We start from the raw sequence: 26,609 nt of genomic DNA, 5'->3' as shown, positions 1-26,609 counted from the left end.
GGTACAGGAGGACAGACACCGATATGAGCACCGCCACGAACGTCGAGGCGACGGCCGTCAACACGATCGAGTGGCTCGCGGCGGGCTCCACCACCATCGTCGTACCCGTCTATCAGCGGCAGTACCGCTGGGACATCGGCGGCTGCGAGCGGTTGCTCTCCGACATCCGCGCCGCCGCCGACGCCGATGAGACCCACCGGCACTTCCTCGGCTCGATCCTCTCGGCGCAGGACGGCGACGACGACGATCTCATCCTGATCGACGGCCAGCAGCGCATCACAACGCTCATGCTCCTCGTGGCCGCCCTGCACCACAGCATCCGCGACGACGACCCCGCTCTCGCCGCCGAGCTCGCCCGGGTGCTGCTGCGCACCGACGATCCCACGCGCACCAAGCTCCGTCCGCACGATGCCTGGGCCTCGCTCTACGAGTCCGTGGTGCGGGACCTCCGCGACGACGCCGACCGCGAATCCCGGTTCGACGACAACTACGCCTTCTTCCGCAGCCAGGTGCACCCAGACGAGGTGCCGCGCATCTGGCGCGGCCTGCGCCGCCTCGAACACGTCTCGATCACTCTCGGGCCGGAGGCGAACGCCCAGCAGATCTTCGAGAGTCTGAACTCCACGGGCGAGCCGCTGCGCGACCACGAACTCATCCACAACTACATCCTCATGGGGCTCACCCACACCGAGCAGCTCGACGTGGAAGCCCGCTTCTGGCTCCCCATCGAGCAGCACACGGGCGAGACGATCGGAGCGTTCTGGCGGCACTACCTCGTCATGACGACGGGTCGAGAGCTCGCGGCGAACGGCGAGCACGGCGTCTACAGCGCGTTCCGCCGTTCCTTCCCGCACGTCGACGTCGACCACCTGCAGGCGGATGCGGCGGTGTGGCGGCACTACGCCGAGATCTACGGCATCCTGCTCGACCCCTCCCGCGAGCCCGACGCCGAGATCGCCCGGCAGCTGCGTTTCGTCAACACCTTCGGTCGCGGCTCCTACCCTCTCGTGCTCGCCGCCTACAGCGATCATGCGCGAGGGCTCATCGCCCGCGACGAGCTCATCGAGACCCTGGAATGGCTGCAGGCCCTCTATCTGCGCCGGACGCTCGTGAATCTTCCGAACGAGCGGCTCGTCGCGCGCCTCTGCCGCGCGCGGACCGAGGGACGCGACGCGCTCGCCCGGGCGTTCGCACGGATCACCCCGTCCGACGAGCGCGTCAGCGCCGTGCTCAAGTACAGCGAGCTGCCCTACGCCGCTTACGTGCTCGGGCGGCTCGAGGGCGTCGCCGACACGGACGACTTCGACGTCGAGCACATCGTCCCCGCCGTGCCGGGCGACACCTGGTCGGGCGACGGCGTACGCCCGTGGAGCGAGTACAGCGACGACGAGCAGAACAGCCACCGCGCGCTCGCCCCGACCCTGGGCAACCTCACCCTGCTGGAGCAGCACCTGGCCGAGCGGGTGTTCGGCGAGTCGTTCCCGAGGAAGGCGACGGATGCCTATGCCCGCAGCGCCGTGGCCGAGACGCGGGCACTGCAGGAGGTCGAAGCGTGGACGACGGCGGAGATCACCCGTCGTACCGTGCGGCTCACCGCCGATCTGCTACGCATCTGGGCGCGTCCGGCACTGCCGGAGATCGACGACGACGGCCTCACGCCGATCCTCGATGCGGTGCGGCGGCGCGGCTGGCCGGCCGGCTGGGAACGCGAGTTCGACTACGTCGAGTACCGCGGCGAGCGGTGGGAGGTCGCCGATGTGCGGGCGCTGTTCAACCGCGTCATGCGACGCGCCTGGACCGACACCCGCGCCGCGGCCCTGTCGTACTCGGCGGCCCACGGCGGACCGATCTACGCCGAGACCGCCTGGAAGGGCCAGTGGGACGAGCTCAGCGAGGGGCATCACCTCTACATGGGCTGGGATTCCAACTACATGATGAGCGCGGTTCAGGGCGTGCTCGACGAGGCCGGCATCGCGTCGGAAGTGTTCGTCAAGTACTCCTACATCGGCAACGTGATGTGACCCGCGGGGCCGAGTCCCCCCTCGTTAGACTCGGACGGTGAGCACCACCACCACCACGCGCCGCCGCCTTCTGGATCTGACCGTCGACGAGCACACGCTCACCCTGCCGCTGGTCTGGGACGACCCCCGCGACACCCGCACGATCGACGTATTCGCCGCCGTGGTGACGCGCGAGGGGGGCGAGACGCTCCCCTACCTCGTGTTCCTCCAGGGCGGCCCCGGCCACGAAGCCCCCCGCCCCTTCCACTCCCCCTCGGGGCCGGCGTGGCTCGACGAGGCCCTCGCCCACTACCGCGTCGTGCTGCTCGACCAGCGCGGTACGGGGCGCTCGACGCCCGTGTCCGACGGCGATCTCGCGCGCGGAGCATCCGCCGTCGCCGAGCACCTGACGCATCTGCGGGCCGACGCGATCGTGCGCGACTGCGAAGCGGTGCGCGCCCACCTCGGCGCGGAGCGGTGGAGCGTCTTGGGGCAGTCCTTCGGCGGTTTCACCACGCTGGCCTACCTGTCGACGCACGCGGACTCCCTCACCGACGTCTTCATCACGGGTGGACTCAGCGCGATCGGGCGCCACCCCGACGACGTGTACGCGCTCTGCTACGACAAGATGCGCGACGCCTCGGAACGCTACTACCACCGCTTCCCCGCCCATCGCGACGCGATGCGGCGGCTCGTCGACCGCGCGGTGGCGGGAGACATCGTGCTTCCAGACGGCGAGGTGGTATCTCCGTCGCGGCTGCGCTCGTTCGGCTCGGCGCTCGGCACCGATGCGGGATGGCAAACCGTGTGGTCGCTGCTCGAACTGGATCCCACCACCAACGCCTTCCGCCATGACCTCGCAGCGGCGATGCCCTACGGCGGCCGCAACCCGCTGTACTTCGCCTTCCACGAGTCGAGCTACGCCGACGGCCACGCGACGAGGTGGTCGGCGGAGCGCGTCGAGCCCGACGACTTCCGCGACGACGTGACGCTGTTCACCGGAGAGCACGTCCGCCGCGAATGGACCGAGACCGTGCCGGCGTTCCGGCCGTGGCGCGAGGTGACGCTCGAGCTCGCGGAGTTCGCATGGCCACGCGTCTACGACGCCGCGGCCATTTCATCCTCCGGGGCGAGCGGCGCCGCCGCCGTCTACGTCAACGACGTGTACGTGCCCTACGAGTTCTCACTCGAGACCTCACGCCTCCTGCCCGGGGTGCACCTCTGGCAGACGAGCGAGCACGAGCACAACGGCCTCCGCAGCGGCGGGGTGCTCACGCGCCTCATCGACCTCGCGCACGGCCGCCGCATCCGCTGACCCCTCTCCGCGCGCCGCCCGCCGTTCCGGTCGCACGAACGGCTCTTCTCAGCTCCGAGACGAGCCGTTCGCGCGACCGGAGCCGCGCAATGGGGGCGGAGACGACGAAGGCCCCGTACTCCGAGGAGTGCGGGGCCTTCGTCGTGGACGGGTCCTTACTTGGAGGAGCCGCCGAAGCCCTTGAAGCGCTGGTTGAACTTCTCGACACGACCGGCCGAGTCCATGATGCGCTGCTTGCCCGTGTAGAACGGGTGCGAGGCCGAGGAGATCTCGACGTCGATGACGGGGTACTCCACGCCGTCCAGCTCGATGGTCTTGTCGCTCGAGACGGTCGAACGGGTGAGGAAGGTCTCGCCCGAACCGAGGTCGCGGAACACGACGGCCTTGTACTCGGGGTGGATGTCAGTCTTCATGGGATTCCTTAGTTGCTGCCCTGGATTGTGCCAGGGACGAGGGAAGTCTGCGGTGCAGAGAGCACCGAGGGTCGATTCTATCAGACGCCGTGTCCGGATGCGGCGCGGGCGGCGTACCGCCCGCCGTCCGATGTGAGGGTGATCGGCATCGCGAACGCGTCGGTGAGGTTCTCCGCCGTCAGCGTGTCGGCCAGCGGGCCCGCCGCGACGACGCCGCCGTCGCGGATGAGCATGACATGCGTGAACCCGACGGGGATCTCCTCGACGTGGTGCGTCACCATCAGCATCGCCGGCGTCGTGGGCGACGAGGCGTATCCGCTCAGCAGGCCGAGCAGCTCTTCGCGCGAACCGAGGTCGAGCGACGCGGTCGGCTCGTCGAGCAGCAGCAGCTCGGGGTCGGTCATCACTGCACGGGCGATCTGCACCCGCTTCTGCTCGCCGTCGCTGAGCGTTCCGAACGTGCGATCGGCCAGGTGGTCGAGCTTCCAGTCCGCGAGCACGCGCAGGGCTCGGCGCTCGTCGATGCCCTCGTACTCCTCGTTCCAGCGACCGAGGACCGAGAACGCGGCAGTGAGCACGGTGTTCAGCACCGTCTCGTCGCGCGGGATGCGCCGGGCCATCGCCGACGAGGCGAAGCCGATGCGCGGACGCACCTCGAACACGTCGGTGCGGCCGAGCGTCTCGCCGAGCACGGTCACCGTGCCGGAGGTCGGATGCAGCAGCGTGTCGGCGAGCTGCAGGAGCGTGGTCTTCCCCGCCCCGTTCGGGCCGAGGACCACCCAGCGCTCGTCGTCGGCGACCTGCCAGGTCACGTGGTCGATGATGTTGCGCCCGTCGCGGCGCACGACGACATCGGTGAAGTCCAGAGCGATCGGCATGGCCCCAGCCTATCGGCTCACGCCGTCAGCTCCGCGTAGAGCGCCCGCGTGGTGTCGGCGATCGACGCCCAGCTGAACTCGCGCGTCGCACGCTCACGACCCGCCTCACCGTAGGCCCGCGCACGGTCGGGATCGCCCGTGACCTCGGTGAGCACCGCCGCGAGGCCCGCGACGAACCGCTCCGGGTCGACCGGAGTGCCCGTTCCATCCTGCACCTGCTCGATCGGCACGAGACGGCCGGTCACTCCGTCGTCGACGACCTCGGGGATGCCCCCGGTCGCCGTCCCGACGACCGCCGCCCCGCACGCCATCGCTTCGAGGTTGACGATGCCGAGCGGCTCGTACACCGACGGGCACACGAAGGTCGTCGCGGCGGTCAGGATCGCCGACAGCTGCTCGCGCGGAAGCATCCGCTCGATCCAGACGACACCCTCCCTGGTCTGCTGGAGCAGGCGCACGCCCTCCTGCACCTCCGCCATGATCTCGGGGGTGTCCGGTGCGCCGGCGCAGAGGATGAGCTGCACCTCGGGCGGGAGCAGTCGCGCCGCCTGCAGCAGGTACGGCAGCCCCTTCTGGCGGGTGATGCGCCCGACGAACACGACAGACGGGCGGTCGGGGTCCATGCCGACGGATGCGAGGAACTCGGGGTCGCGCGTCGGACGCCAGCGCTCGACGTCGATGCCGTTGTGGATCACGCGGACCCGCTCCGGGTCGACCTGCGGATAGCTGCGGAGGATGTCGGCGCGCATGCCCGCGCTCACCGCGATGATCGCGGCGGCGTTCTCGTAGGCCAGCTTCTCGATCCCGCTGGAGACCGCATAGCCGCCACCGAGCTGCTCGGCCTTCCAGGGGCGGAGCGGTTCGAGGCTGTGCGCGGTGAGCACGTGCGGGATGCCGTGCAGCTGCGACGCCAGGTGCCCGGCGAAGTTCGCGTACCACGTGTGGCTGTGCACGATGTCGGCGTTCTCGATAGCGGCGACGATCTCGAGGTCGGTGCCGAGGGTCTGCAAAGCGGCGTTGGCGGAGCTCAGCTCGGCCGGCGCCCGGTACGACGACGTCCCCTCCTCGTCGCGCGGCGAGCCGAAGGCGCGGACGCTGACGTCGGTGGTGCGCCGCAGCGCGGCGACGAGTTCGGCGACATGCACCCCCGCACCGCCGTAGATCTCCGGCGGATACTCCTTGGTGATCATTTCGACTCGCATGCCAGAACGCTAGTACAGGCGGGCGGATCGCCTCTAATGTGGATTCATGTCCGCACCCAAGAAGATCTTCGGCATCATCCTCGCCGGCGGTGAGGGCAAGCGCCTCATGCCCCTCACGGCCGACCGCGCCAAGCCCGCGGTTCCATTCGGCGGACAGTACCGATTGATCGACTTCGCGATCTCGAACCTCATCAACTCGGGGCTGCGGCAGGTCGTCGTGCTGACCCAGTACAAGTCGCACAGCCTCGACCGTCACATCTCGCAGACGTGGCGCATGTCCGCGCTGCTCGATTCGTACGTCACGTCGGTTCCGGCGCAGCAGCGTCTCGGCAAGCGGTGGTTCTCGGGTTCGGCCGACGCGATCCTGCAGAGCCTGAACCTGCTCACCGACGAGAAGCCCGACATCGTCGTCGTCATCGGCGCCGACCACGTCTATCGCATGGACTTCCAGCAGATGATCGACGCGCACATCGAGTCGGGTGCCAAGGCGACGGTCGCCGGCATCCGCCAGCCGCTCGCGCTCGCGTCGCAGTTCGGGGTGATCGACGCCGACCCGGACGACCCGACCCGCATCCGCGCCTTCCTCGAGAAGCCGACCGACGCGCAGGGTCTGGCGGATGCTCCGCACGAGGTGCTCGCATCGATGGGCAACTACGTCTTCGACGCCGACGCCCTGATCGCCGCGGTCGAGGCGGACGGCGAGTCGCCCACTTCCGGCCACGACATGGGCGGCGACATCGTGCCGTACTTCGTCGATCGCGGGGAGGCCGGCTTCTACGACATGAAGCGCAACGAGGTGCCGGGGTCGTCTCCGCGCGACCGGTCCTACTGGCGCGACGTGGGCACGATCGAGTCGTTCTTCGACGCCCACATGGACCTCATCTCGACGCTGCCCATCTTCAACCTGTACAACACCGCCTGGCCGATCCACTCGCAGACCGTCAACTCGCCGCCCGCGAAGTTCGTGCGCGACTCGGTCGGTCGCATCGGCAATGCGATCGACTCGATCGTCTCGCTCGGGTCCGTGCTCTCCGGCACGCATCTGGAGCGCAGCGTCGTCGGTCCATGGACCCTCGCCGGCGGCGGGTCGACGATCACCGACTCGGTCGTCTTCGATCACGTGCACGTCGGCGCCGGATCGCGCGTGCACCGCGCGATCCTCGACAAGAACGTGGTGCTGGCCGACGGTGCGACCGTGGGGGTCGACCGCGAGCGCGACCTCGCCCGCGGCTTCACCGTCACCGAGACGGGCATCACCGTCGTGGGCAAGGGCATGTTCATCGAGCGGTGAGGCGTCACGCGGTCGGGCGCGCGTGCTGCGCTCGCTAGGCTCGTGGAGTGACTGCTGCGCGCTTCCTCGTCGTCCTCGATGCCGATTCCACGCTCATCCGCAACGAGGTGATCGAACTCCTCGCCGATGAGGCGGGGCGCGGACCGGAAGTGCAGGCGGCGACCGAGGCGGCGATGCGCGGCGAGATCGACTTCTCGACGAGCCTGCGCTCACGCGTGGCGGCCCTGCGCGGCGTGTCGGTCGGCGCGTTCGAACGCGTGCGCGCCCGCATCGAGCCTACGCCGGGCGTGCGCGAACTGACCGCCGCCGTACACGATCGGGGCGGCGTGGTGGGCGTCGTCTCGGGCGGCTTCCACGAGATCCTCGACCAGGTCGCGCCGACGCTCGGTGTCGACCGTTGGCGCGCGAACCGCCTCGCCGTGGCCGACGGCTCCCTGACCGGCGAGGTCGACGGCGCGATCGTCGATGCCGAGGCGAAGGCGGCCTCCCTGCAGGAGTGGGCGCGCGAGCTCGGTGTCGCCGCGCGCGCGACGATCGCGATCGGCGACGGCGCGAACGACCTGCGGATGATGGACGTCGCCGGTCTCGGCATCGCCTTCAACGCCAAGCCGGCCGTTCGGCGGGCGGCGAGCCTCGTCGTCGGCCCGCAGGACCTGGCTCAGGTCATCCCCCTGCTCCCCTGAGCAGCGGTCGGACGTCGGTCGCGGCGCCCGTCGAGACGGTGACGAGCGCCCTCCGACGGCGAGGGTCAGTGACCCATGCCGAGTCCTCCGTCGACGGGGATGACGGCGCCCGAGATGTAGGCGGCATCGTCGCCGGCCAGCCAGGTCACGACCCCGGCGACCTCGTCGGAGCTCGCGAACCGGCCGGCGGGGATGTTCGCCTTGTACTGCTTCTGGGTCTCCTCGGGCAGCTCTGCCGTCATGTCGGTCTCGATGAAGCCGGGGGCGACGACGTTCGCGGTGATGCCGCGTCCACCGAGCTCGCGGGTGAGCGACCGGGCGAAACCGACGAGCGCGCTCTTCGAGGCCGAGTAGTTGATCTGACCGGCCGACCCGTACAGGCCCACCACGCTGGAGATGAGGATGACGCGTCCGAACCGTGCACGCAGCATGCCCTTGGACGCCCGCTTGACGACGCGGAAGGCTCCGCCGAGGTTCGTGGCGACGACGCTGTCGAAGTCGTCCTCGCTCATGCGCAGCAGGAGCGTGTCCTTCGTGATGCCGGCGTTGGCCACGACGATCTCGACCGGTCCGAGCTCCTGCTCCACCTGGGTGAACGCGGCATCGACGGCCGCCGCGTCGGTGACATCGGCCCGGACGGTGAGGGTGCCCTCGGGGCCCTCACCGCTGCGAGCCGTCACGGCGACCCGGTACCCCTCGCGCACGAAGCGCTCGGCGATCGCGCGTCCGATACCGCGGTTGCCTCCGGTGACGAGGACGACGCGCTGCTCACTCATGTTCATTCGCTCCTGAAGATCTCGGGCCGGGGCATCCGGACCGCTCCGATCCTATCGATCACCGCATCCGCTCATCGAGCGCCGGACGTTTGACAGGCCATCGACGCCCTGCCACCCTGGCTTCGACGAAAGGCCTATCCGCGTGAGCGATTACAGCACCCCTCCGTCTTCGGGCGGCCCCGCGTACACTCCCCCTCCCGCCCCATCGGCACAGCCGTACCAGGCGTATCCGGGTGCCGCACCGGCGTATCCCCCGGCGGCGCCGGGCCCCGTTCCGGCGGCGCCGGGCCCCGTTCCGCCGGCGCCCGGCCCCGTGCAGCCCTACGGCTCCGCCGCCGGACCCGGTTACGGCGCGACCCCCGGGTACGCCGCACCGCAGACGTACGCGCCCGGCGCCTACCCGCTCTATGCCGCACCGCGCCCGACGAGCGGACTCGCCGTGACGTCGCTCGTGTGCGGCCTCGCGAGCTTCCTGCTGAGCTGGCTCTTCATCCCGGCGCTCGCCTCGATCGTCGCGGTGATCACCGGGCACATGGCACTGAAGCGCACGAAGGAGGACCCCTCGCTCGGCGGCCGCGGCATGGCGTTCGCCGGCCTCATCATCGGCTACGTGGTGATCGGCATCGGGGTGTTGACGATCGGCATCATCGTCGCGAGCTTCCTCGCTGTCGGCGCTTTCACCCTCCCCTGGATCTACGCCAGCTGAATCCGTCGCGCGGGCTCTCCCGGGCTCCCACCGGCGTAGGCTGGAGGTACCGTGAACCGCAAGCGCGACGTCCCCGCCGTCACCTCCCTCCCGCAGTCCCCGCGCGAGGAAGGCGACCATCGTGTGCGCCGCTACGCCATCACGATGACCATCCGTATCGTCTGCTTCGCGCTCATGGCGCTCGTGCAGCCCTACGGCTGGTACACCTGGGTCTTCGCGATCGCCGCCGCCGTCCTCCCCTACATCGCGGTGGTCTTCGCGAACGCCGGCAGCGACAGCACCGAGACGGCGGCGGAGTCGCCCCTGCAGCAGATTGAGGCCCCGGCGCCGGCGCCCGAGCGTCCGCGGCCGAGCGCCCCCGCCTCCGACCCGCAGATCTTCACCATCCACGAGAAGCCGCAGGACCGGTCGTGACCGACCTCGTCTGCTCGCGCGCCGGCTGTCGGAGCGCGGCCACGAAGCAGGTCGTCTGGCGCAACCCGCGCATCCACGCTGCCGACCGCGAGAAGATCTGGCTCGCCTGCGAGGAGCACGTCGGGTTCCTGCGCGACTACCTCGCCGCCCGCGACTTCCCGGTCGCCGTCCGCGACGGGGTGCCGTCATGAGCAATCGTGCGGTCCGGTGGAGCGTCTACGTGCTGATCGCGATCGGCTTCGCGATCGCCTGCGCTTTCCTGTCCCACTGGCAGTTCGAGCGGAACGAGTCGCGCGTCGCCCAGATCGAGCTGGTCGAGCGCAACTATGATGCGCCGGCCGTTCCGCTCGGCGACCTCGTCGGCCCGGATGACGTGCTCGACCCGCAGGACGAGTGGCACCCCGTCGTGCTGCGCGGCGAGTATCTCGCCGACGAGCAGCTGCTCGTGCGCAACCGCCCGCACGGCGGAACGAGCGCGTTCGAGGTGCTGGTTCCGTTCCGCGACGTCGACGGCCGGGTGTTCATCGTCGACCGCGGCTGGGTGCCGCCCGGCGAGGGCGAGGCGCCGGATGCCGTCCCCGCTCCGCCGCAGGGCGAGGTCGAGGTGACCGTCCGGCTGCGCACCGGCGAACAGGTGCCGGCGTCCGGTCGCGGTGCCCCCGAGGGGCAGGTGCCGACGATCAACCTGCCGACCATCGCCGACCTCGTGGGCGGTGACGTACTCACCGCCGCCTACGGCCAACTCGTCTCGGAAGACCCGGCGGGAGCGCCCCTCGGCGGGTTCGAGTCGCCCACCGACGACCCCGGGCCCCACCTGTCGTACGCCATCCAGTGGATCCTGTTCGCGCTGATGGGCTTCATCTTCATCGTGTACATCATCCGCACCGAGATCGTGAAGCACCGCGAGGAAACCGAGGGCGTTCCGCAGCCGGTCCGAGCCTCGCGCCGCCGCGACCGCGATGCCGATGTCGAGGACGAGTTGCTCGACGCGCGCTGAGCCGCGGCCGCCGCGGTCGCGCGCTGTCAGTCCTGCGCGACCGTGTGCGACCAGGCTCCCCCGTCGCGCGTGTAGACGATGCGCGTGTGATGCCGGTCGCGCGCCCCCTGCCAGAACTCGATGCGCTCGGGAACGACCCGCCACAGCACCCATTCGTCCGCCCCGACCGCCTCCCGCGCCGCCGGCGACCGGGCCGCCAGGTCGGCCGCGCTCTCCTCGCGCGAGGCCTCCTCGACCCGCCCGCGCACGCGCACGGCGCGCACGACCGGCTGCCACCAGAAGTTGAGCGCCGCCGCCGAGCGGGCGGCGAGCTGCGCGCCCTTCCGAGACTCCCGCGTGCTCGCGAAGGCCCAGCCGCGCTCGTCGACGCTCTTGAGGATGAGCGTGCGCGCATCCGGCAGGCCCCGCTCGTCGACGGTCGCGAGCGTCGCGGCGTGCGCCTCGGCGACCCCGTCAGCGACGGCAGCCCGGATCCACTGCTCGAACAGCGGTTCGGGGCCATCCGGAAGCGCGGATGTGTCGAGGGTGGGGGCGACTCCGCGCTGGGCGGGCAGGGCGCGCAGCCAGGCGGTCAGCTCGGGGGATGTGGAAGGGACACTCACCCCTCGACTATGCCATCGCCCGACCCGGGTCGGTCGCGACTCAGGCGAGCTCGATGAGGTCCTGGTACTCCTGGTTCCAGATGTCCTCGACACCGTCGGGCAGGATCAGCACACGCTCGGGGTTGAGCGACTGCACCGCCCCCGGATCGTGCGACACGAGCACGACGGCGCCCTCGTAGTGCGCGAGGGCTCCGAGGATCTCCTCACGGGAGGCCGGGTCGAGGTTGTTCGTCGGTTCATCGAGCAGCAGCAGGTTCGCCGACGACACCACCAGGGTGGCCAGTGACAGTCGCGTCTTCTCGCCGCCCGAGAGCACACCGGCCGGCTTCAGCACGTCGTCGCCGGTGAACAGGAACGATCCGAGCACCTTGCGCGCCTCGGTCTCGGTGATGTGCGGCGCCGCCGAGACCATGTTCTCGAGCACCGAGCGGTGCACGTCGAGGTTCTCGTGCTCCTGGGCGTAGTACCCGACCTTCAGGCCGTGGCCCGGCTCGAGCTGCCCGGTGTCCGGCTGGTCGACTCCGGCGAGCATCCGCAGCAGCGTCGTCTTGCCTGCACCGTTGAGGCCGAGCACGACGACCTTCGATCCGCGGTCGATCGCGAGGTCGACGTCGGTGAAGATCTCGAGCGAGCCGTAGGATTTCGACAGTCCGGAGGCCATGAGCGGGGTCTTGCCGCACGGCGCCGGCTTCGGGAACCGGAGCTTGGCCACGCGGTCCTCCTGCCGCACATCGTCGAGACCTGCGAGCAGCTTCTCGGCGCGCGCGATCATCTGGTGCGCCGCGGCGGCCTTCGAGGCCTTGGCACCGAAGCGGGCGGCCTGCTGCTGCAGCGTCGTCGCCTTCTTCTCGGCGTTCGCCCGCTCCTTCTTGCGGCGCTCCTCGTCGGCGGCACGCTGACGCAGGTAGTTCTTCCAGTTCATGTTGTAGATGTCGATGGCCTGGCGGTTGGCATCGAGGTAGAACACGCGGTTCACCGTCTCGCCCACCAGCTCGACATCGTGGCTGATCACGATCAGCCCGCCCTTGTAGTTCTTGAGGAACTCCCGCAGCCACACGACGCTGTCGGCGTCGAGATGGTTGGTCGGCTCGTCGAGGATCATCGTCTGCGCATCGGAGAACAGGATGCGTGCGAGCTCGATGCGACGACGCTGACCGCCCGAGAGGGTCGACAGCGGCTGGTCGAGGATGCGGTCGGGCAGCGAGAGGTTGTGCGCGATGGACGCCGCCTCGGCCTCGGCCGCGTACCCGCCCTGGGCCTCGAATTTCTCGGTGAGCGCGGCATAGCGCTTCATGGCCTTCGCCGCGACCGCAGGGTCGTCGGATCCCATCGCGAGCGACGCCTCGGTCATGCCGAGGTTGAGCTGGCCGAGCCCGCGCGCGTCGAGGATGCGGGTGCGCGCGAGGTCCTCGGGGTTCCCCGAACGCGGGTCCTGGGGAAGGTAGCCCAGCTCGCCGGACCGCGTGACCTTGCCGCCCGAGGGCAGCCCATCGCCGGCGAGCACCTTGGTGAGGGTGGTCTTGCCCGCGCCGTTGCGGCCGACGAGACCGATCTTGTCGCCATCGGCGACGCGGAACGACACGTCCTGCATGAGCAGGCGTGCGCCCACGCGGATCTCGAGTTCGTGCACGGCGAGCACAGCTAACGTCCGTTCGTTCAAGTGGAGGGAGGCCGAGCGGCCAGCCCCCCAGTATATGCGGCCCGTTCGTGAGTCCGCCCCACGCCCCGAGATCACCCCGCAGAGGGATGTGGTCGATACCGCGGAGGGATGCCCCGTGCCCGTCCCTCTCCCTACGGTGACGGAGTGGACCTCCTCAATGATCTGATTCTGCAGGCCGTGGCCTCGCCCTGGCTGCTCGTGGTGCTGTTCGTCGTCACGGTGATCGACGGGTTCTTCCCGCCCGTCCCGAGTGAGACGGTGCTCGTGGCCGCGGCGGCGGTGTCGGTGAGCGCCGGGGGATCGGACCTGGCGGCGCTCGGTCTGGTCGCCGCACTCGGAGCCACCCTCGGCGACAACATCGCCTTCCTGCTGGGCCGGCGCATCGGGACCGCGAGATGGCAGTGGATGCGCCGCCCGCGCGTCTCCGCAGCCTTCGCCCACGCGGAGCACGCGCTCGATGAACGCGGTGCGGCGCTGATCCTCGGTGCCCGGTACATCCCGGTCGGACGGGTCGCGGTCAACATGTCGGCCGGCGCATTCCGATACCCCTGGCGGCGCTTCCTCCCCCTCAGCGTGCTCGCCGGACTCGGGTGGAGCGTGCTCAGCCTCGCGATCGGCCTGCTGGCCGGGAAGTGGGTGGAGGATCAGCCGATCGTGGGAGCCGCGATCGGGGTGGCGATCGCCGTGACACTCGGCGTGGTGATCGACCGGTGCACCGCGGTGCGCCGCCGCCGCGCCGCCCCCACCGTCCTGGCAGGATGAGGATCATGCCCACCCGTCGGCCTCGCGCCCGCATGAGCGGTCGAGCGATCGCGCTCGTCGCGCTCGTCGTCGTCGTGGGGACGCTGTATGCCGTCTTCGTGCCCGTACACGCCGCGCTCTACGGCACGCCCCTCCCCCTGGCGTTCCTGCTCGGCGTGGCCGTGTGCGGTGCCCCGGTGCTCGCGCTCGTGCGACCGTGGACGTCCGTGGTGGTGTTCTGCCTCGGCGCGTTCGCGTCGCCGCTCGTCGTGCAGACCTGGGGCGGCGAGTCCGCGCCGTGGCCGTGGTCGGTTCCCGCGCTGCTGACGTTCATCGTGTTCGTCGGGGTCATGAGCGGCGTGCACGGCGTGCGCCGCGGCACCGTGCCGCTCGTCGTCGGCTCCGCCGGCGCGCTCGCGGCTCTCCTCCTGCGACCCGATGTGCTCGCGCGCCCCGGCGTCGGGGCATCCGCCACCGCCGACCTCATCGTCACGTCGTCGCTGGCGCTCGCTGCTCTGCTCGTCGCGCTGCTGATCGCGAGCCGCGTGCGCGTCGGTGCCGAGCTGGAGCGGGAACGCGAGCACGCGGCCCTCGAGGAGTCGCGGCGCACCCTCGTCGAGGAGCGCACCCGTATCGCGCGTGAGCTGCACGACGTGATCGCCCACAGCATGTCGGTCATCCAGGTGCAGGCGTCGACCGCGAGATACCGTCTGCCTGCACTCGACGATGCGGCCGCGACGGAGTTCGACGATATCGCGGCGACGGCCCGATCGTCGCTGACCGAGATGCGGCGGATGCTCGGGGTGCTGCGCACCGAGGATCAGACCGCCGAACTCGCTCCGCAGAGCGGCATCGACGACATCCCGGCCCTCGTCGACACGATGCGCCGGGCCGGAGCCGAGATCGACCTGTCGTCCGACTCCCGCGCCACGGCCCGCACCCCCCAGGCGGTGCAGATCGCGGCGTATCGCATCGTGCAGGAGAGCCTGAGCAACGCCGTGCGCCACGCACCCGGCTCCCGCATCACCGTTCACGTGGCGGTGCAGGAGTCGGCGGTGCACATCCGGGTGCGCAACGAGGTGGCCGCAGCGTCTGCGACGGCCGCGGTCGGCCGCAACGCCGGTCACGGTCTGCGCGGCATGAGCGAGCGCGCCGGACTGCTCGACGGCACGCTCACCGCCGGGCTCGCACCCGACGGTGTGTGGACCGTCGATGCCCTCCTCCCCCTCGACCCCGACGACGGCGCCGCTGGCGCGACCGCGTCCGCACCTCAGGAGATCCCGTGACGATCAGCGTCCTCATCGCCGACGACCAGGCCATGGTGCGGGCGGGCTTCGCCGCCCTGCTCGACGCGCACGACGGCATCCGGGTCGCCGGACAGGCGGCTACGGGTGCCGAGGCGGTGGCGATGGCGGCGCGCCTCGACCCCGACGTCATCCTCATGGACGTGCGGATGCCGGACCTCGACGGCATCGAGGCGACGCGCCGAATCCTCGGTCCGACCTATCCCGCCGCTCGAGTGCCGCGCATTCTGATGCTGACGACGTTCGACATCGACGACTACGTGTACGACGCCCTGGAGGCCGGGGCCTCCGGATTCCTGCTGAAGGACGCGCTCCCGGAGGAACTCGTGCACGCGGTGCGCGTGATCGCGGCCGGTGAGGCGCTCCTCGCACCGAGCGTCACACGGCGCGTGATTGCGCAGTTCGCCAGCCGACGTCCCCGGGCCCCGCGCGCGACGACGGTTCTCGCCGACCTCACGGACCGCGAGCGCGAGGTGCTCGTGCTCATCGGTCGTGGTCGCTCGAACGGCGAGATCGCCGCCGAGCTCTTCATCGCCGAGCAGACCGTCAAGACCCATGTGGGCAAGATCCTCGCCAAACTCGGGGCGCGCGACCGCGTGCACGCGGTGATCGTCGCCTACGACACCGGCCTCGTCGAGCCCGCCTGACTGCCCCCGCGGTAGGGGTGCCGAACGGCACCACGGGGTGATGCCCGCCGCACCACCCGCTCCATAACCTCCAGGAACACCCGTTCCAGGAGGATCCATGACCGTCATCGCGGCCCCCGTCGCCCTCTCGTCCGCGCCGTCCGCGCTCCCACCCGCGGCGACTCGTCCGTCGAACGGGAGGGACACCGGCATCGACCTGCTGCGCGCCCTGTGCGTGGTCGGGGTCGTCGTGCTCCACGCCCTCATGGTCGGCGTCGCGGTGAGCGACGGCACGCCCGTCTTCGACAACGCCAGCACGGGCACCTGGTGGATCGTGCCGGTGAGCTGGCTCCTGCAGGTGATGCCGTTGTTCTTCGTGATCGGGGGATTCTCGGGGTTCCTCGCGTACACGGCGTCGCGGCGGCGCGGAGACACCTCAGCCTCGTTCGTCACCGCACGAGTGCACCGCCTCCTCGGGCCCGCCCTCGTGGTGATCGGCGCCGTCGGCACCCTCCTCGCGCTGCTCCTCGTCACGGGTGTCCCCGCCGAACTCGTCGCCGTCGCGGGTTACCGCTACGGTCAACCGCTGTGGTTCCTCGGGGTGTTCCTGCTCTGCCAGGCTCTGCTGCCCGCCATGGTCGCCGCGCACCGCCGACGTCCCGTCATCGCCATGCTGTCTCTCGTCGCTGCTTCCGTCGCCGTCGACGCTGTCCGCCTGACGACCGGCGTCCCCGCGCTCGGGTTCCTCAACCTCGCCTTCGTCTGGCTCGCCCTGCAGCAGCTCGGATTCTTCCTCGCCGACGGGAGCATCGATGCCCTCGGTCGCCGCACCAGGGGCGCAGCCGCCGTCGTCGCGGTCGGACTGCTGCTCCTGACCGTCGTCACCGGCATCCACTCCCCCGACCTGATCGAGAACATCAACCCGCCGACCACCGCCCTGCTGCTCGTCGGGGCGGCGCACACCGCGCTCGTGTCCGTGAATCGCTCGCGCCTGACGCGGGCGAGCCGCCATCCGGTCGCCACGGCGTTCAGCGCGTTCGTCAATCGTCGGACGATGACGATCTACCTGTGGCACATGCCGGTGCTGTTGGCGATGGCCGGGGTGACGGCACTGACTGCTCTCGTCGGCGGCGCCGTCCTCGCCCCGGTCGGCAGCGCTGCCTGGATGGCCGAGCGCCCGCTCTGGCTGCTCGCGGCCCTTGCGCTGACTGCTCTGCTCGCCGTGCCGCTCGCACGCATAGAGAACCGACCGGCCCCCGCGGCCGTTCCGTCACGGTCGCGCGCGGCCGCCGCCGTGACCGCCGGCCTCACCGCCGTCGTCCTGCTGCTGGTCTGCGGCACGACGCCGGCGACCGCCGCCATCGCCGTGGGTCTCCTGGGCGGGGCGCTCCGACTCGCCCGCGCACCGGGGCGGGTCGGCGCGGCTCACGCGGGCGATCAGTCGCGCGCATCCTCCGCCGCGTGACCGAGGCGGAAGCCCGGCACGACGGCGAGCGACACGAGCGCGAGGCAGAGCGCGAAGACGACCCAGAAGACTCCGGTGCCGCCACCGAGGGTCGCAACGGCGAGACCGGCCACCGCGATCGTCACGGCCGACCCGGTGGCGTCCGAGATGGAGAGGGCAGACGAGTTGAAGCCCTGGTCGGCCTCGTTCGAGTACGCGAGCGTGAGCACGGTCAGCCTCGGGTAGAGCAGGCCCATCGCCCCGCCGGCCAGGCCCCACCCGATCACGACGATCGCCGGCGAGAGCGTAAGCACCGCGGTCAGGAGCACGCCGACGAGCGCGGTCGTCAGCAGCGAGAGACTGATGAGGGTGATCCGATGGTTGCCGAGCCGCTCACCGTAGCGCCCCTGCAGAGCGGATGCGCTCGCCCAGGCCAGCGCGGCGAACATGAGCGCCACTCCGGCCCATGTCGCGCTCCACCCGAACTTCTCCATGAGGAGGTACGGGATGTATGCCTCGGTCGCGAAGAACGCGCCGGCGACGATGCCGCGCATCAGCACCACGCTCGGCAGGCCCGGGCCGGCGCGGAGCGTGCGTCGGGGCAGCAGCGGCAGGATCGCGAGGCCGATCGACACCAGCGCGGCGGCGGCGACGACCCACCCGAGCCCGCCTGCCATGTCGGCGGTGAAGCCGATCACGACGGCCAGGACCGCGACCACCACGGCGAGCATGAGCCGGACGGCGACGACACGGCGGTCCTGCGGCTCGCCGTGGCCGAGATCGACGCCGTGCAGCCGCAGAGCGATGATGACGAACGCGATCGCGGTGAGCACCGCCACCCCGAGGAACGCCCATCGCCAATCCAGGTACTCGGCCACCGCTCCCGCGAGGAACGGTCCGATCATCGACGGCACGACCCAGGCTGCCGCGAAGGCCGCGAAGATGCGCCCGTGCAGGTGGGGCGGATACAGCCGTGCGACGACGACGTACAGGGCCACGGTCTGCCCGCCGGCTCCCAATCCCTGCACCAGACGTCCGACGAGGAACTGGTGCATGGTGAACGCGAGCCCCGAGATCAGCAGCCCCGCCAGGAACAGCGCCACCGCGAGGTAGAGCGCACCACGTGGTCCGCGGGCGTCCGACCAGGCGCCGGCGGCGACCATGCCGATGACGCTCGTCGCGAGCGTGCCAGCGAAGGCGACCGCATAGAGCGAGGCGCCGTCGAGCGCGTCGCTCACGATCGGCATCACGGTCGTGACCGCCAGCGCTTCGATCGCGGCGAGGAAGATGAGGGCGACGGCCCCGCCCGTCACCCAGACGCGGGTGCGGTCCCAGATCGAGGCGACGGGCTCGGCGGCGGTCATCGGCGCACGAGCGCCGCGATGCGCTCGACGGCCTCGATGAGGATCTCCGGACTCGTGCCGAAGTTCAGGCGCACGTAGCCCGTGCCCTCCGCGCCGAACGCGGCGCCGTCGTGCAGGGCCACCCGCGCCTCGCGGAGGATGCGACGAGCGGGGTTGTCCCCCCATTCGAGCGCTCGCACGTCGATCCAGGCGAGGTACCCGGCGTCCGGCATCCGATACCGAGCGTCGGGGAGGTGGCGTGCGAGCAGATCCTCCACGAGCACGCGATTCTCGTCGAGCGTGCGCAGCAAGCCGTCGAGCCACGCGTCGCTCTCCTCCGAGAAAGCGGCCACCGCCGCGAGAAGTCCGAACTGGCCCGTGCGCCACACGACCTCGATCGGGAGCTCCCGGAGAACCGCGTGCGTGCGGTCGTCGTCCGCCACCATCAGCGCGCACTTGAGTCCGGCGAGGTTGAACGCCTTGCTCGCGCTCACCACGGCGAAGCCCACGCGACGCGCCGCGTCGCTCACCGCCAGGAACGGCGTGAAGCCGGCATCCGGTTGCGCGAGGGGAGCGTGGATCTCGTCCGAGACGACGACCGCGTCGAACTCTTCGACGAGGTCTGCCAGCTGCTCCAGCGCCGCGCGGGGATGCACCGTCCCGGTGGGATTGTGCGGGCTGCACAGCAGCACGGCGCGCGCTCCGTCTTCCAGCGCGGCGCGGATGCCGGGAAGATCGAGTTCCCAGTCGATCCCGGTGTCGCGGAGCGGGACCCGGACGGCGTCGGCGCCCGCCTCCTCGACGAGGTCGTAGAACGGCGGGTAGACCGGAGGCATGACGATCACGCCTTCGCCCGGCTGGGTCACGCGGCGGAGGATCTCGACGATCCCCATGCTGACGTCGGCCGTGCTGCGCATGCGCGCCGGGTCGACGTGCCAGCCGAAGCGGCGCCGCGCGAATGCCGCGTACGCCTCCGCGAGCGGAGTACGCGACGCGACGTAACCGGTGTCACCCGCGTCGAGTGCGTGCTGCAGTGCGGTGGTGATCGCGGGTGCCAGGGGGAAGTCCGTCTCGGCGACGAAGAGCGGCAGGACGTCCTCCGGGTACTCGCGCCACTTCTCGCTCGTCCGCTGCCGCAGCTCCGCCAACGGCAGCGCCTTCACCTCGAGCATCCCCGCTCCTCGTTCTCGTACGCGTCCGTCAGCGGGCGCGCGGATGCGACCCCGCCATCCCGGGGTCGGCGCACACCTCAGATCGCGAAGCCGAGTGCCCGCATCATGTCGCGGCCGTCGTCGGTGATCCGCTCAGGACCCCACGGCGGCATCCACACCCAGTTGATCCGGAATCGGTCGACCACGTTGTCCAGCGCCTGCGCCGTCTGCTCCTCGAGCACATCCGTGAGCGGGCAGCCGGCGCTGGTCAGCGTCATATGGATCACCAGGGCGTCGTTCTCGTCGTCCCAGGCGAGGTCGTAGATGAGTCCGAGGTCGACGACGTTGATCCCGAGCTCGGGATCCATGACGTCCTTTAGAGCCTCGGTGACCTCGTCGTACTTCTCGTCGGTCAGCGTCGCGGTCATTCCGCCAGCCTACGCTTCGAGAGGGGCCGCGGGGTCGAGGAAGCGGTCGTAGCCCTCATCCTCGAGGCGGTCGGCGAGCTCGGGACCGCCCTGCTCGACGATCTTGCCCGCCACGACGACGTGCACGTAGTCCGGGCGGATGTACCGCAGGATGCGCGTGTAGTGCGTGATGAGAAGCACGCCGAGGCCGGTGGCCTCCTTCGCGCGGTTCACGCCCTCGGACACGATCTTCAGCGCGTCGACGTCGAGTCCGGAGTCGGTCTCGTCGAGCACGGCGAACTTCGGCTGCAGCACCTCGAGCTGGAGGATCTCGTGGCGCTTCTTCTCGCCGCCCGAGAAGCCCTCGTTGACGTTGCGCTGCGCGAACTTCGGGTCCATGCGCAGATTGGCCATGGCCGACTTGACGTCCTTGGTCCACGCGCGGATCGACGGCGCCTCGCCGTCGAGGGCGGTCTTCGCCGTGCGCAGGAAGTTGGTGACCGTCACCCCGGGGATCTCGACCGGGTACTGCATCGCGAGGAACAGGCCGGCGCGCGCACGCTCGTCGACGCTCATCTCCAGCACGTCCGCCCCGTCGAAGGTGATCGAGCCGCTGGTCACGGTGTACTTCGGGTGCCCCGCGATCGTGTAGGCGAGAGTCGACTTGCCCGAGCCGTTGGGGCCCATGATCGCGTGCGTCTCACCGGTCTTCATGGTCAGGGTGATTCCGTTGAGGATCGGGGTGGTCCCCGCCTCGGTCTCGACCGTCACGTGGAGGTCGCGGATCTCGAGAACAGACATTCAGATTTCCTTTGTCACAGTCGGGTCGATGAGCACGTCGTCGCCGTCGATCTCGACGACGTAGACGGGGACGGGCTCGTAAGCGGGGAGATTCTGGGGCTTGCCGGTGAGCAGCGAGAACGCCGAGCCGTGCGCCCAGCACTCCACCGTGTCACCCTCGACGAAGCCCTCGGAGAGCGAGATGTCGCCGTGGGTGCAGGTGTCGCCGATCGCGTGGATCACACCGTCGCCGTCCTTGATGACGGTGATCGCGACACCGTCGGGCTCGACGCGGAGCGGGGTGTCCTGCTCGAGGTCCGCGACGCCGCAGACGCGCTGCGCGGTCATCGGGCGACCTCCGCCAGCTCGGCCTCGATCGCGGCGAGGAGCTCGTCCTCCAGCGCGGGGATGCCCAGACGCTGCACGATGTCGCTGAGGAAGCCGAGCACCACCAGGCGGCGCGCTTCCTCTTCGGTGATACCGCGGGCCTGGAGGTAGAACAGCTGCTCGTCGTCGAAGCGGCCCGTGGCGCTCGCGTGACCGGCGCCGAGGATGTCGCCGGTCTCGATCTCGAGGTTCGGGATCGAATCGGCACGCGCGCCCTCGGTGAGCACGAGGTTGCGGTTCGCCTCGTACGAGTCGGTGCCCGTGGCGTCCGGGCCGATCAGCACATCGCCGATCCACACGCTGTGCGCGCTCTCGCCCTGCAGCGCACCCTTGTAGAGCACGTCGCCGGTGGTGTGCGCGCCCTTGTGGTGCAGGTAGACCTGGCTCTCGAGGTGCTGACCGGCGTCGGCGTAGGAGAGCCCGTAGAGGTAGCCCTCCGACCCGGCCCCTGCGAGCTCGACGTTCGGGTTCACCCGGACGACCCCGCCGCCGAAGCTGATGACGAAGTGCTTCAGCACCGCGTCCGCGTCGACACGCGCCTGGTGTGCGGCGGCGTGCACCGCCTCGTCCTCCCAGCGCTGCAGGCTGACGACCGTGAGCTTGGAGCCGGCCCGCGCGATGATCTCGACGTTCTGGGCATAGGCCGCAGCACCGACGTGGTCGAGGACGACGGTCGCGGAGCTGTGCTCGAGCGCCTCGATGACGATGTGACCGTCGGCGCGGCGCCCCGCGCCCTCACCGCGAAGGGTGACGAGGATGGGCTCGGCGACCTCCTCCTCGCGCGGGATGCGGACGTGCATGGCCTCTGCTGCGCCCTGCCATGCCACGGCGGCGGTCACGTCCTCCGGGCGGAAGAACTCGCCGCGCGGCGCGGTTCCGGCCGCGAGCGGAGCGGAGACGTACTGCTCTCCTGCGCCGACCGAGACCGACACGCCGTCGTTCGACGCCGCGGGCTGGAACAGCTCCGTGAGAGCGGAGACGGGCGTGTGCTTCCAGTTGACCTCGCGGCCGGTCGGCGCACCGAAGTCGGCCGGGTCGAACGAGTGCGGACGTTCGGATCGGGTCTGGACCGGCACGAAGCCGGCGTCGGCCACCTGGGCGGCGGGGTCCACGTGCGCGTTCGTAGAATGCGACGCCGTGGGCGTCGTCGTCGGGGAGGTCATCTCAGCCGACCGATCCTTCCATGCCCATCTCGATGAGCTTGTTCAACTCCATGGCGTACTCCATCGGCAGTTCGCGCGCGATCGGCTCGATGAAGCCGCGCACGATCATGGCCATCGCCTCGTCCTCGGGCATGCCGCGCGACTGCAGGTAGAAGAGCTGCTCCTCGCTCACCTTCGAGACCGTGGCCTCGTGACCGAGCTGCACGTCGTCGACGCGGATGTCGATCGCCGGGTAGGTGTCGGAGCGCGACTTCGTGTCGACCAGCAGCGCGTCGCAGCGCACGGTGTTCGCCGAGTGGTGCGCGGCGGCATCCACCCGCACCTCGCCGCGGTAGCCCGCGCGTCCGCCGCCACGGGCGATCGACTTCGAGACGATCGACGACTGGGTGTACGGCGCCATGTGGATCATCTTCGCGCCGGCGTCCTGATGCTGGCCGGGGCCCGCGAACGCGACCGAGAGCGTCTCGCCCTTGGCGTGCTCGCCCATGAGGTAGATCGACGGGTACTTCATCGTCACCTTCGAGCCGATGTTGCCGTCGACCCACTCCATCGTCGCGCCCTCGTGGGCCACGGCCCGCTTGGTGACGAGGTTGTAGACGTTGTTCGACCAGTTCTGGATGGTCGTGTACCGCACGCGGGCGTTCTTCTTGACGATGATCTCGACGACCGCCGAATGCAGCGAGTCGGACTTGTAGATCGGCGCCGTGCAGCCCTCGATGTAGTGCACGTAGCTGTCTTCGTCGGCGATGATCAGCGTGCGCTCGAACTGGCCCATGTTCTCGGTGTTGATGCGGAAGTAGGCCTGCAGCGGGATCTCGACGTGCACGCCCTTGGGCACGTACACGAACGACCCGCCCGACCAGACGGCCGTGTTCAGGGCGGCGAACTTGTTGTCGCCCGCGGGGATGACGGTGCCGAAGTACTCCTCGAAGAACTCGGGGTGCTCACGGAGCGCGGTGTCGGTGTCCATGAAGATGACACCCTGCTGCTCCAGGTCCTCGCGGATCTGGTGGTAGACGACCTCGGACTCGTACTGCGCGGCGACGCCGGCGACCAGGCGCTGACGCTCAGCCTCGGGAATGCCGAGGCGCTCGTACGTCTCGCGGATGTCCTCGGGAAGGTCCTCCCACGACTGCGCCTGCTTCTCGGTGGAGCGCACGAAGTACTTGATGTTGTCGAAGTCGATGTCGCTGAGGTCGGCGCCCCAGGTGGGCATCGGCTTGCGGTCGAACAACGAGAGACCCTTGAGGCGGGTCTTGAGCATCCACTCCGGTTCGGACTTGAGCGCGGAGATGTCGCGCACGACGGCCTCCGAGAGTCCGCGACGCGCACTGGCGCCCGCGGCATCGGCGTCGTGCCAGCCGAACTCGTACACCCCCAGCCCATCGAGCTCCGGGCGGTCGATCAGCACATCCGACATCACACTCTCCTTTTGGACCTCAACGGTGTCATCCGCCCCGACACACCTGATCCCCGTCGAGTATGCGGGGAGCGGGTGCCGCTGGTGGGCCCTCATCTCCGGCGCATCCATCGCGCCTAAACTGTTACCGATGCTCCAGCGCCCGCGGGCGCCCATCGCAACAATCCGATTCTACAGGCTCCGCTTCGCGGACGGGCCGCCCGGTCCGCCCTGCGCGGCGCCGGAGGCACCATGCACGTCAGCGCCACATCCCCGACCGCCGCCGCGACCGATCCGACGGACGCGGCGAACCCGCGCAGCGGTCTCTGGGGTCGGGCCCTGCGCATCTTCGCCTGGCTGTCCTTCGTGACCGAGACCATCATCATCGGCACCGGCGGTGCGGTGCGGCTGACCGGTTCCGGGCTCGGATGCTCGGAGTGGCCGCTGTGCACCCCCGCGTCGCTCGTGCCGCATTACGAGGTCGACGGCATCCACGGCTTCATCGAGTTCGGCAACCGGCTCATGACCGGCGTCGTGGGCGTGGTGGCCCTCGTCGTGGTGCTGCTCGTACTCGTGCGCACCACCGGACGCCCGGCGCTGATGCTCACCCTCCGTTACGCGCTCGGCGGAATCGTCGCCGCCGCCATCGTCTACGCGGCCGCGACGCCGTTCGGCAAAGCCGCGTTCCCGCTCGCGGTCGCCGTGCTGCTCGCCGCGGTGATCGCCGCCGCCGTGCACACCTCGCGTCGGACCACCACCCACCGCGACCTCGTCGTGCTCGCCTGGATCGTCTTCGCCGGTGTGCTCGCGCAGGCGCTCGTGGGCGGCATCACCGTGCTCACCGGCCTCAACCCGTTCATCGTCGGATTCCACTACACGTCGTCGCTGCTGCTGGTGTGCGTGACCGCCGCCTTCCTCGTGCGGCTCTATGCCGCGCCGGGCCGACGCGAGCGCTCGGTGCCGAGCTGGTTCGCGATCCTCACCCACGTCACCGGACTCGCCCTCGCGGTGACCATCCTGTTCGGCGTGCTGACGACCGGGTCGGGGCCCCACTCCGGCGATCAGGACGTCGCGCGCCACGGCTTCGACGCCACGGTGCTGGCTCACGTCCACTCGTGGCCGGGCTACATCCTCGCAGCACTCGTGCTGGCCCTGACGATCTCGGCGTGGATGCTGAAGCTGCCCCCGCGTCGGTGGCTGCTCGTGCTCGTCATCGCGATCGTCGTGCAGGTGGGCGTCGGCGTCTGGCAGGCGCGCGAGGGCCTGCCGCCGCTGCTGGTGGGCATCCACATGGTGCTCGCGTCGCTCTCGGCCGCCGCGTACACGGTGGTCGTCCTGCACCTGAAGCGCCCCGTCGGCGAACAGCAGGCGGTCTCGACCTCTCGGTGAGGGGGCCGCTTCGACGGCCAGCCGATCCATAGCCGCCGCATACCGGGCTCATCGGCGCGGCGGTGAGGGTGGTCGTCATGAACACTTCGCTCCCCCGCACCGTCTCCCGCACCGTCTGGTTCTGGCTGCTCCTCACCCTCTCGCTCGCGGCGGCCGCCATCGGCGGATGGCTGATCTCCGGCCAGGTGTCCACGATGACCGCCACCCTGCTCGACGGGACGGCGACCGGTGTCGAGGTGTACGTCGGGCAGTCGCTGATCGTCGTCGGAGCCTCCGTGCTCGGAGCGGGGGTGCTCGGCATCCTGATCGCGGTCGCCCTGCTCGCCGCGCAGGCACTGGTCCCCGCGCCCGCCTCACCGGTCGTCGAGGCCCGTCCGATCGCCGAGGTGGCGGACGCCGACGAGACCGCGGTCGTCCAGGAACGGCGGGTGGTCGACGAGGCTGCGGTCGACGAGGCTGCAGTCGACGAGGAGCCGTCAGTCGCCGATGCCGCCGAGAACGACGAGGATCAGAACGGCAGCAGCGGATCGACCGCGACGGCGACGAAGATCAACGTCAAGTAGGTGATCGAGGCGTGGAAGACGCGCATCGGCCGCGCCTCGGTCCCCCGCACCGCACGGTTGTACAGGCGGTGCGACTCGTAGACGAACCATCCGCCGAACACCAGCGCCGACACGGTGTAGACGACCCCCATGCCCGCGATGGGCACGAGCAGCAGCGAGCAGGCCACGGTGGCCCAGGCGTACAGGATCACCTGGAGGCCGACCTGCGACGCGTTGCGCGTGACCCCGAGCATGGGGACGTCGACGTCGTCGTAGTCGTCGCGGTACTTCATCGACAGCGGCCAGTAGTGCGGCGGCGTCCAGAGGAAGATCAGCAGGAAGAGGATGAATGCGGGCCAGTCCAGCGATCCCGTGACGGCCGCCCAGCCGATGAGCACCGGGAAGCAGCCCGCGATACCGCCCCAGACGATGTTCTGCTCGGTGCGCCGCTTGAGGATCATCGTGTAGATCACGACGTAGAAGAAGATCGCGGATGCCGAGAGCGTCGCCGCGAGCCAGTTGGTGGTGACCGCGAGCCAGACCGTCGACACGACGGCCAGCGTCCAGGAGAAGATCAGTGCGCCGCGCGGGGTGATCTCGCCCGTCACGAGCGGGCGGTTCTCGGTGCGGTGCATGTGCGCATCGATGTCGCGATCGAGGTACATGTTGAACGCCGCCGCCGAACCCGCGCTCATCGACCCGCCGATCACCGTGGCGAGCACGAGCCAGAGGTCGGGCATACCGCCCTGCGCCAGGAACATCACCGGCACCGTCGACACCAGCAGGAGCTCGAGGACGCGGGGTTTGGTGAGGGCGACGTAGGCCTTGACGGTGCGACCGATGGACCGCTTCGCCACCGCCTGATCAGACATGGTCGAGATCTCGATCGCCTCCTCCGCGCGCGTGCTGACAGCCTTACCAGTCTACGGCACCCGGCGACGGGACTCGGAGCGTAAGACGGGGACCGGGGCGGAGGCCTCACCGCTATGCTGAAAA

General features: G+C 70.1%; 28 protein-coding genes. 14 read left to right on the top strand and 14 right to left on the bottom strand.

What is annotated here, in order from left to right:
* The first annotated feature begins 23 nt into the window (after positions 1–23).
* Both AC3A3J_RS09365 and AC3A3J_RS09360 read left to right on the top strand, forming a co-directional pair.
* The gene (locus tag AC3A3J_RS09365; protein ID WP_487672020.1) at positions 24–2,021 is read left to right on the top strand and encodes a DUF262 domain-containing protein; all 1,998 of its coding nucleotides are present in this window, start codon (positions 24–26) and stop codon (positions 2,019–2,021) included.
* A gap of 37 nt (positions 2,022–2,058) precedes the next feature.
* Positions 2,059–3,315, top strand: a complete 1,257-nt coding sequence (locus tag AC3A3J_RS09360; protein ID WP_487672019.1) for an alpha/beta fold hydrolase — start codon at positions 2,059–2,061, stop codon at positions 3,313–3,315.
* A gap of 155 nt (positions 3,316–3,470) precedes the next feature.
* On the opposite strand, the gene AC3A3J_RS09355 is transcribed toward AC3A3J_RS09360, so the two are convergent.
* The 3 genes from AC3A3J_RS09355 to glgA all read right to left on the bottom strand — a co-directional run bounded on the left by AC3A3J_RS09355 (position 3,471) and on the right by glgA (position 5,808).
* Positions 3,471–3,728, bottom strand: a complete 258-nt coding sequence (locus AC3A3J_RS09355; RefSeq protein ID WP_021200734.1) for a type B 50S ribosomal protein L31 — start codon at positions 3,726–3,728, stop codon at positions 3,471–3,473.
* A gap of 80 nt (positions 3,729–3,808) precedes the next feature.
* Entirely contained in the window at positions 3,809–4,606 is a 798-nt protein-coding gene (locus AC3A3J_RS09350; protein WP_487672018.1) for an ABC transporter ATP-binding protein, read from the bottom strand.
* Positions 4,607–4,623: 17 nt separating this feature from the next.
* Entirely contained in the window at positions 4,624–5,808 is a 1,185-nt protein-coding gene (glgA, locus tag AC3A3J_RS09345; RefSeq protein ID WP_487672017.1) for a glycogen synthase, read from the bottom strand.
* A 46-nt stretch (positions 5,809–5,854) separates the two neighbouring features.
* On the opposite strand from glgA, the gene AC3A3J_RS09340 reads away from it, so the two are divergent.
* Positions 5,855–7,099, top strand: a complete 1,245-nt coding sequence (locus AC3A3J_RS09340; protein WP_487672016.1) for a glucose-1-phosphate adenylyltransferase — start codon at positions 5,855–5,857, stop codon at positions 7,097–7,099.
* A 47-nt stretch (positions 7,100–7,146) separates the two neighbouring features.
* Positions 7,147–7,782, top strand: a complete 636-nt coding sequence (gene serB / locus AC3A3J_RS09335) for a phosphoserine phosphatase SerB (protein WP_487672015.1) — start codon at positions 7,147–7,149, stop codon at positions 7,780–7,782.
* A 65-nt stretch (positions 7,783–7,847) separates the two neighbouring features.
* Here serB and fabG read toward each other — a convergent pair whose 3' ends face one another.
* Positions 7,848–8,558 (bottom strand): 3-oxoacyl-ACP reductase FabG, encoded by a 711-nt coding sequence (gene fabG, locus AC3A3J_RS09330; RefSeq protein WP_487672014.1) that lies wholly within the window; start codon positions 8,556–8,558, stop codon positions 7,848–7,850.
* Positions 8,559–8,700: 142 nt separating this feature from the next.
* Between fabG and AC3A3J_RS09325 the strand changes: the two genes are divergently transcribed.
* From AC3A3J_RS09325 to AC3A3J_RS09310, 4 genes are read left to right on the top strand one after another with little or no spacing between them, the layout of a single operon-like run.
* On the top strand, positions 8,701–9,264 hold the full coding sequence (locus AC3A3J_RS09325) for a DUF4190 domain-containing protein (protein ID WP_487672013.1): 564 nt from the start codon (positions 8,701–8,703) through the stop codon (positions 9,262–9,264).
* Positions 9,265–9,315: 51 nt separating this feature from the next.
* Positions 9,316–9,678 (top strand): DUF3099 domain-containing protein, encoded by a 363-nt coding sequence (locus tag AC3A3J_RS09320; RefSeq protein ID WP_487672012.1) that lies wholly within the window; start codon positions 9,316–9,318, stop codon positions 9,676–9,678.
* On the top strand, positions 9,675–9,869 hold the full coding sequence (locus AC3A3J_RS09315; protein ID WP_487672011.1) for a hypothetical protein: 195 nt from the start codon (positions 9,675–9,677) through the stop codon (positions 9,867–9,869). The genes AC3A3J_RS09320 and AC3A3J_RS09315 overlap by 4 nt, the downstream gene beginning before the upstream one ends.
* On the top strand, positions 9,866–10,675 hold the full coding sequence (locus AC3A3J_RS09310) for an SURF1 family cytochrome oxidase biogenesis protein (RefSeq protein ID WP_487672010.1): 810 nt from the start codon (positions 9,866–9,868) through the stop codon (positions 10,673–10,675). The genes AC3A3J_RS09315 and AC3A3J_RS09310 overlap by 4 nt, the downstream gene beginning before the upstream one ends.
* 26 nt (positions 10,676–10,701) lie before the next feature.
* Here the strand turns inward: AC3A3J_RS09310 and AC3A3J_RS09305 are convergent, their stop codons facing one another.
* On the bottom strand, positions 10,702–11,277 hold the full coding sequence (locus tag AC3A3J_RS09305) for a pyridoxamine 5'-phosphate oxidase family protein (protein ID WP_487672009.1): 576 nt from the start codon (positions 11,275–11,277) through the stop codon (positions 10,702–10,704).
* 40 nt (positions 11,278–11,317) lie between these two features.
* Positions 11,318–12,916 (bottom strand): ABC-F family ATP-binding cassette domain-containing protein, encoded by a 1,599-nt coding sequence (locus AC3A3J_RS09300; RefSeq protein ID WP_487673090.1) that lies wholly within the window; start codon positions 12,914–12,916, stop codon positions 11,318–11,320.
* Between the two features lie 165 nt (positions 12,917–13,081).
* Between AC3A3J_RS09300 and AC3A3J_RS09295 the strand changes: the two genes are divergently transcribed.
* From AC3A3J_RS09295 to AC3A3J_RS09280, 4 genes are all read left to right on the top strand, one after another.
* On the top strand, positions 13,082–13,699 hold the full coding sequence (locus tag AC3A3J_RS09295; RefSeq protein ID WP_487672008.1) for a DedA family protein: 618 nt from the start codon (positions 13,082–13,084) through the stop codon (positions 13,697–13,699).
* Between the two features lie 5 nt (positions 13,700–13,704).
* Positions 13,705–14,964, top strand: a complete 1,260-nt coding sequence (locus AC3A3J_RS09290) for a sensor histidine kinase (RefSeq protein ID WP_487672007.1) — start codon at positions 13,705–13,707, stop codon at positions 14,962–14,964.
* The gene (locus AC3A3J_RS09285; protein WP_487672006.1) at positions 14,961–15,629 is read left to right on the top strand and encodes a response regulator; all 669 of its coding nucleotides are present in this window, start codon (positions 14,961–14,963) and stop codon (positions 15,627–15,629) included. The genes AC3A3J_RS09290 and AC3A3J_RS09285 overlap by 4 nt, the downstream gene beginning before the upstream one ends.
* A gap of 97 nt (positions 15,630–15,726) precedes the next feature.
* A complete protein-coding gene (locus tag AC3A3J_RS09280; RefSeq protein ID WP_487672005.1) occupies positions 15,727–17,073 on the top strand; it encodes an acyltransferase family protein in 1,347 nt (448 codons plus the stop codon).
* Here the strand turns inward: AC3A3J_RS09280 and AC3A3J_RS09275 are convergent.
* The 7 genes from AC3A3J_RS09275 to sufB all read right to left on the bottom strand — a co-directional run bounded on the left by AC3A3J_RS09275 (position 17,046) and on the right by sufB (position 23,703).
* Complete coding sequence (locus tag AC3A3J_RS09275) at positions 17,046–18,416, bottom strand: MFS transporter (protein WP_487672004.1); 1,371 nt, start codon at positions 18,414–18,416, stop codon at positions 17,046–17,048. The genes AC3A3J_RS09280 and AC3A3J_RS09275 overlap by 28 nt on opposite strands.
* Positions 18,413–19,567 (bottom strand): MalY/PatB family protein, encoded by a 1,155-nt coding sequence (locus tag AC3A3J_RS09270; RefSeq protein ID WP_487672003.1) that lies wholly within the window; start codon positions 19,565–19,567, stop codon positions 18,413–18,415. The genes AC3A3J_RS09275 and AC3A3J_RS09270 overlap by 4 nt, the downstream gene beginning before the upstream one ends.
* A 77-nt stretch (positions 19,568–19,644) precedes the next feature.
* Positions 19,645–19,974 (bottom strand): metal-sulfur cluster assembly factor, encoded by a 330-nt coding sequence (locus AC3A3J_RS09265; RefSeq protein ID WP_116242845.1) that lies wholly within the window; start codon positions 19,972–19,974, stop codon positions 19,645–19,647.
* 9 nt (positions 19,975–19,983) lie between these two features.
* Positions 19,984–20,754 (bottom strand): Fe-S cluster assembly ATPase SufC, encoded by a 771-nt coding sequence (gene sufC, locus AC3A3J_RS09260; RefSeq protein ID WP_314647809.1) that lies wholly within the window; start codon positions 20,752–20,754, stop codon positions 19,984–19,986.
* Positions 20,755–21,081, bottom strand: a complete 327-nt coding sequence (locus AC3A3J_RS09255) for a non-heme iron oxygenase ferredoxin subunit (protein ID WP_314647811.1) — start codon at positions 21,079–21,081, stop codon at positions 20,755–20,757.
* Entirely contained in the window at positions 21,078–22,283 is a 1,206-nt protein-coding gene (sufD, locus tag AC3A3J_RS09250) for a Fe-S cluster assembly protein SufD (protein WP_487672002.1), read from the bottom strand. The genes AC3A3J_RS09255 and sufD overlap by 4 nt, the downstream gene beginning before the upstream one ends.
* Position 22,284: 1 nt before the next feature.
* Entirely contained in the window at positions 22,285–23,703 is a 1,419-nt protein-coding gene (gene sufB, locus AC3A3J_RS09245) for a Fe-S cluster assembly protein SufB (RefSeq protein WP_487672001.1), read from the bottom strand.
* Between the two features lie 231 nt (positions 23,704–23,934).
* Here sufB and AC3A3J_RS09240 point away from each other — a divergent pair, with 231 nt between their 5' ends.
* On the top strand, positions 23,935–25,071 hold the full coding sequence (locus tag AC3A3J_RS09240; protein WP_487672000.1) for a COX15/CtaA family protein: 1,137 nt from the start codon (positions 23,935–23,937) through the stop codon (positions 25,069–25,071).
* 77 nt (positions 25,072–25,148) lie between these two features.
* Positions 25,149–25,634, top strand: a complete 486-nt coding sequence (locus AC3A3J_RS09235; RefSeq protein ID WP_487671999.1) for a hypothetical protein — start codon at positions 25,149–25,151, stop codon at positions 25,632–25,634.
* Here the strand turns inward: AC3A3J_RS09235 and AC3A3J_RS09230 are convergent.
* The gene (locus AC3A3J_RS09230) at positions 25,580–26,494 is read right to left on the bottom strand and encodes a heme o synthase (RefSeq protein WP_487673089.1); all 915 of its coding nucleotides are present in this window, start codon (positions 26,492–26,494) and stop codon (positions 25,580–25,582) included. The two genes, AC3A3J_RS09235 and AC3A3J_RS09230, sit on opposite strands and share 55 nt — an antisense overlap.
* Positions 26,495–26,609: the final 115 nt, after the last annotated feature.

The organism is Microbacterium sp. Soil_N32 (genome assembly GCF_057655505.1).
This window is presented reverse-complemented; position numbering and strand designations above follow the sequence as displayed.